The organism is uncultured Bifidobacterium sp. (assembly GCF_963540075.1).
Lineage (GTDB): Bacteria > Actinomycetota > Actinomycetes > Actinomycetales > Bifidobacteriaceae > Bifidobacterium.
Window position 1 is genome coordinate 1 of sequence record NZ_CAUTOG010000060.1, and the last position, 5,834, is coordinate 5,834.

Here is a 5,834-nt window from a genome sequence, read left to right on the forward strand (position 1 = left end):
TGTCGTCGTGGGGGGGTGGCCTTCGGGGGTGTGCGGGGGCTGCGGAAGCCGGGGACTGCGTAGGGATCGGGCGGACTCGAGGAGCCTGTGAAGGATGATCCCGCATGTCGCGACGTGAGGGCCGGGAAGGGTTTCGGCGGGGCTTCGCGGAACTCTCCGGCGGTCGTCGCAGAGGAATGCCTCGTCGTATGGGATATATGTCGAATCGAGGTATTCCATTGGCGAAATCCGTGGTCCATGGCGGCCGCCCGATGATACATTGAGGCCATCCGGCGGACGGAAGGGCGCCGAAGGCGGGCGCTCCATCGTCGATCCCCCTCCGGACCGGCCTCGGCGCACGTGACCGTCACGCCATCCGCCATCAACCGTCATGCATACGCGTCGCCAGCGCGACGAACAGAAAGGGAGTCCCCATGCCGAGCACCGAGGAACAGGTCGCCGCCATCATCGAGGCCAACAGGAGGCGTCCGCCGGTTCCGCGGCCGGGTGCCATGCAGTTCGGCGTCATGAGCGTCTCCGACGTCACGCGTGACCCGGTGAGCGGCCACGTGCCCAGCGAGGGGGAGAGGGTGGTCGACTCCCTGGAGGAGGCCGTGCATGCCGAACAGGCGGGATTCGACGTCTACGCCATCGGGGAGCATCACAACCCTCCGTTCTGGTCGTCTTCCCCCACGACCTTCCTCGCCGCCGTCGCCGCCCGCACCAGGCGGCTCATCGTCTCCACCTCCACGACCCTCATCACGACCAACGACCCGGTGAGGATAGCCGAGGAGTACGCGGTGCTCCAGCACATCTCCGGCGGTCGCGTCGACCTCATGCTGGGCCGCGGCAACACGGCCCCGGTCTACCCCTGGTTCGGCAAGGACATCCGCGAGGGCCTGCCCCTCGCCCTCGAGAACTACAACCTGCTGCATCGTCTGTGGCATGAGGACGTCGTGGACTGGAAGGGCCACTACCGCACCCCGCTGCAGGGATTCACGTCCATCCCGCGTCCTCTCGACGACGTGCCGCCCTTCGTATGGCACGGCTCCATCCGCACGCCCGAGATCGCCGAACAGGCCGCCTTCTACGGCAACGGCTTCTTTGCCAACGGCATCTTCTGGCCCGAGGACCATTTCCGCAGGCTCGTCGACCTCTATCGCACGCGCTTCGAGCATTGGGGCCACGGCACCCGCCAGCAGGCAGTGGTCGGGATAGCGGCGCAGGTGTATATCCGCGACCGCTCCCAGGACGCCATCCGCGAGTTCCGGCCGTACTTCGACGAATCCCCCGTGTACAAGGGCGGCCCATCCCTGGAGACCATGATGGCCGAGACCCCGCTGCTGGTGGGCTCGCCCCAGCAGGTCATTGACCGTGTGCTGCGCCAGCACGAGATCTACGGCGACTATGCGCGCCAGATGTTCTTCGTGGACCACGCCGGGCTGCCCAAGTCCGCCGTGCTCGAGCAGCTCGACATCCTCGGCGAGAAGGTGCTTCCCGTGCTGCGTCGTGAATTCGCCGCCCTGCGCTCGCCCGACGCCGTGCGCACCCCCACCCACGAGGACATGGTCAAGGCGAGGTACGGGGACGCCGAACCCCGGCAGCCTCGGCCCAACGCCAACCGTGGAGACAATGTCACGGGGACGAGCCCCTACGTCGACACCGACCCGGCCGTGACCGTGAGCCTGCCGGACCTGTGACCCACCACCCGCAGCGCGACGCCGTCGCCGCGGACGGCGCAACATCGCGTCGGAAGGGTCATGCCGGAACGCGGAAACGGCGGGGTAGAGGCGCGTGACGGCGCGGAACGCGAGCACGAGGAAGACGAAAGGACGACGATGAACGGAACGGATGACCCAGGGCGCCGGTCAGATGCGGATCCGATGATGCGGGATTCCGGACGCGAAGCGGAGGGAGCGGCGCGGACGCAGGATCCGCGGTCCGTGAATTCGACGCAAGGAACGTCCGAGGAGCAGTCGGACGGACGCCACATCACGGTGGTGAGCGCGGGGGTGAGCGATCCCTCGACGACCACGAAGCTGGGGGAGGCCGTCGCGCTCGAGGCCGCGCGGCATCTGCGGGCCAACGGCTTCGACATGCCCGTCCGTCTCGTCGATCTGCGCCCGTTGGCTCGTGACGTGGCCGTCGCCGCCGTCAGCCGCCAGGTCTCCCCGGCGCTGAAGAGGGCCATCGGCATCGTGGCCACCTCAGACGGCGTCGTGGCGGCCTCCCCCGTGTTCAAGGCCTCGTATTCGGGTCTGTTCAAGGAGTTCTGGGACGTGACCGAGCCCGACGTCATGCTCGCGATGCCCGTCGTCGTCGTGGCCACCGGAGGCTCGGACCGGCATGCGCTGGTGCCCGACACCGATATGCGCTCGCTTTTCGCCTTCCTGAGGGCCATCGTCGCTCCGACGAGCATTATGGCCGCGGGCGGCGACTGGGCATCCACGGGCCTGGCCGACCGCGAAAGACGCGCCGGCCGGGAGCTTGGCGCCTTCATCCTCTCAGGAGTTCGTCAGGCCGTTCTGGACGCCGCAGGCAAGGGGTACCGGCGCAGTTTCGCCAGCGTGACGATGGACGAGTCCGCGTCGGCCGCGTCCGCGGCTCCGACCGACTTCGACAGCGGCCTTATGAGGCTTGCCGCCGGTGGCCTTGGAATCGACTGACGAGCCGCCGACTGACTCCGGGCCGGGAATATCCGCGTCGATTCTCTTATGGACCCTTTCCAGGAGCCCTTCTCGCGAAACAGTCGTCGCATTGTCCGGGAACCGTTTCCGCCGAGGGCGAGAGAGACGTGAGGCGTCCGGATGCCCGACCCTACAATGTGCCCGTGCCTACAAGGAGGTAGTCATGACCTATCGCACCGTGAATCCCTACACCAATGAGGTCGTCGCCGAATATCCCTTCGCCGGTGATGCGGAGCTCGACGCCGCGATCGCGGCCGGCCATCGCCGTTACCAGGAGATGAAGACCGAACCCCTTGCCCATCGCGCGGAACTGCTTCATGCCGTGGCCACCAAGCTGCGGGAGCATGAGGACGAGCTCGCCCGCATCTGCACCGTGGACATGGGCAAGCTCATCGGGGAGTCACAAGGCGAAGTGGAGCTATGCGCCCTCATCGCGGACTGGTTCGCCGACCACGCGGAAGCACTGCTCGACCCCGACGACATCGACACCATCGCCACCGGAACCGCCCAGGTCCTCCATCATCCGCTCGGCGTCATCGTCATGGTCGAGCCGTGGAACTTCCCCTACTACCAGATCATGCGCGTCTTCGCCCCCAACTACATGGTCGGCAACGCCATGGTGCTCAAGGATGCGGCCAACACCCCCACCTCGGCGAAGCGCTTCTGCGAGATCGTGGAGGAGGCCGGAGTCCCTGCCGGAACCCTGACGAACCTCTTCCTGTCCTATGACCAGGTCTCGAAGGCCATCGCCGACCCGCGCGTGCAGGGCGTGGCTCTCACCGGGTCCGAACGCGGCGGCAGGGCCGTCGCGGAGGCCGCCGGAAAACAGCTGAAGAAGACCACGATGGAGCTCGGCGGCATGGATCCGTTCATCGTGCTGCCCGACGCCGACATGCAGGACGTCAACGAGATCGCCTGGCGAGTCCGCCTGTACAACTGCGGACAGGTGTGCACCTCGTCCAAGCGCTTCATCGTCACGGAGGCCGTCTACGACGACTTCCTCGAGGCGTTGAGGGAGAACTTCCGTCGCGTGGTCCCGGGCGACCCGCTCGATCCGGCAACGACCCTGGCGCCCATGAACACCGCCAAGGCACGCACGAAGCTCCAGGGGCAGGTGGACGCCGCGCTCGCCGCCGGCGCCACCCTCATCGACGGCAACACCCCCATCGACCTGCCCGGACAGTTCATGCGCCCGACGATCCTCGCCGACATTACGCCGGACAACCCCGCCTACCGCACCGAGATGTTCGGCCCGGTGGCCTCCGTGTACCGCGTGCGTGACGAGGACGAGGCGGTGGCGCTGGCCAACGACAACCCCTACGGGCTCGGCGGCATCGTCTTCGCCGGAGACCCGCGGCATGGCGCCGAGGTGGCCGCCCGCATCGAGACGGGCATGGTATTCGTCAACAACTTCATGGCCTCGTTGCCCGAACTGCCCTTCGGCGGCGTGAAGCTGTCGGGCTACGGCCGCGAGATGAGCCGCATCGGTCAGATGGCCTTCGTCAACGAGCAGCTCGTCGTCACCGCCTCGCATCCGGCTCTGTCGAATCCGGCCGGTGGACTCGTCGCCGCGTAGTCGGCGGGTGCGGTGACACCCGGAGGGCTACATCTCCTCGTGCCAGTGCGGATCCTGGGCGAAGGTGCGGCCCTCGGGGTCGTCGAGAGCGGCGATGGCGGCCATGTCCGCGTCATCCAAGGAGAACCCGGTCAGGTCGATGTTGGCGCGCTGGCGCTGGGGGTTCATCGACTTGGGGATGGCCACGTCCCCGAGCTGCAGATGCCAGCGCAGGATGGCCTGCACCGGGCTCACCCCGTGCTTCGTGGCGACGGAGACCACCGTCGGGTCGTGCAGCATCTGGTTGGCGCGTCCCAGCGGGCTCCATGCCTCGGTGATGATGCCGTGCTCCTCGTCCCAGGCGAGCAGGTCGCGCTCCTGGAAGTACGGGTGCAGCTCGATCTGGTTGACCTCCGGCGTCACGCCGGTGGCGCGGGTGAGCAGCTCGATGTGGCCCGGAAGGAAGTTGCTCACGCCGATGTGGCGGACGATTCCCTCCTTCCGCGCGTCGACGAGGGCCTGCCAGGCCTCGGCGAACAGACCTCGCGAGGGGTTCGGCCAGTGGATGAGATAGAGGTCGATCCAGTCGAGGCCCATGCGCGAGACGCTTTCCTCGATGGCGACGCGCGCCTGCGCGTAGGCATGATGGCGGCCGGGAAGCTTGGAGCTGACGATGACCTGGTCGCGTGGAACCGCTGATTCGCGGATCGCCCTGCCGACCGCGCCCTCGTTCTCGTAGTTGACCGCGCTGTCGATGAGACGGTACCCCTGCTCGAGGGCCGAGGATATGGCGCGGACGCCCTCGAAGCCCTCGACCCGGTAGGTGCCGAATCCGATGGCCGGAAGCTCGAGGCCGGAATACGCCCGACGCATGGGGATGACCGGCGGCTGCTGGATGGATGTGGATGTGGCTGTGGACATGGCTGCTCCTTCGTGGGGAATGCCTGACATCGTCACCGTATCCCGGGTGAGACGAACGCCATGTTCCGTTCGCCGTCGTCGAATCCCTGCGGGGGTGGCCGGCTGACGAGAGTATCGGGCATCGGGTTCGGATTCGGCGGCGACGGATGCTCATCGTGTCCGCATCGTGTCCGCCGGCTCCGTGGCTTTCCTTGTCTCCCTGCAGGGTGCGTTTGACGCCGGTCTGTGGCCTGTCTCACCTCGCGGCCGTTCCGTGCGCTGCTAGAGTGGCGCGTGGCGCTCCCGCCCGCGGACCGCGCAGGTCAAGGGGCGCCGGCGGGCAGCAATCGGGGGTCGTGACATTCCCCCAGCTTCCGCCAACGCTGTGCGCGGTCTTGAGGGAGCGAGGAGCATCCCATGAGCAACGACGATACGTCGCCGGACACCACCATCACCAATCCGCCATCCCAGGCCGCATCGGTCTCCGCATCATCATCGCCGAACGCGGGCGACGCATCCGTGGCATCCACGGCCCTCTCGCCATCCGGGTCATCCAGCGGAGCGTCACTCCGAGCAGCCTCGCACCCCCTGCGCTGGACCACGGCCGACATCGCCGTCGGAGCCGCCCTGGGAGTCGCCTGCGGTCTCGTCTTCTGGGGTTTCAACTACGCCTACGTGGTGATCTCCCCGATCCTGCGTGACCTGCTTCCCGG

The 5,834-nt window shown here is 67.4% G+C and carries 4 protein-coding genes and 1 pseudogene; 4 read left to right on the forward strand and 1 reads right to left on the reverse strand.

Annotated features, from left to right (window positions below; translation table 11 throughout):
• Window positions 1-413: 413 nt before the first annotated feature.
• From RWX87_RS06245 to RWX87_RS06255, 3 genes are all read left to right on the forward strand, one after another.
• The gene (locus RWX87_RS06245; protein ID WP_314688702.1) at window positions 414-1,679 is read left to right on the forward strand and encodes a CE1758 family FMN-dependent luciferase-like monooxygenase; all 1,266 of its coding nucleotides are present in this window, start codon (window positions 414-416) and stop codon (window positions 1,677-1,679) included.
• Window positions 1,680-1,922: 243 nt separating this feature from the next.
• Window positions 1,923-2,645 carry a CE1759 family FMN reductase gene (locus RWX87_RS06250; protein ID WP_314688703.1) on the forward strand — a complete coding sequence of 241 codons (723 nt, stop codon included), beginning with the start codon at window positions 1,923-1,925 and terminating at the stop codon, window positions 2,643-2,645.
• 184 nt (window positions 2,646-2,829) lie between these two features.
• Entirely contained in the window at window positions 2,830-4,242 is a 1,413-nt protein-coding gene (locus tag RWX87_RS06255; RefSeq protein ID WP_314688704.1) for an NAD-dependent succinate-semialdehyde dehydrogenase, read from the forward strand.
• Between the two features lie 27 nt (window positions 4,243-4,269).
• On the opposite strand, the gene RWX87_RS06260 is transcribed toward RWX87_RS06255, so the two are convergent.
• The gene (locus RWX87_RS06260; protein ID WP_314688706.1) at window positions 4,270-5,118 is read right to left on the reverse strand and encodes an aldo/keto reductase; all 849 of its coding nucleotides are present in this window, start codon (window positions 5,116-5,118) and stop codon (window positions 4,270-4,272) included.
• Between the two features lie 420 nt (window positions 5,119-5,538).
• Here RWX87_RS06260 and RWX87_RS06265 point away from each other — a divergent pair.
• Window positions 5,539-5,834, forward strand: a pseudogene (locus RWX87_RS06265) (hypothetical protein); the annotation flags it as partial.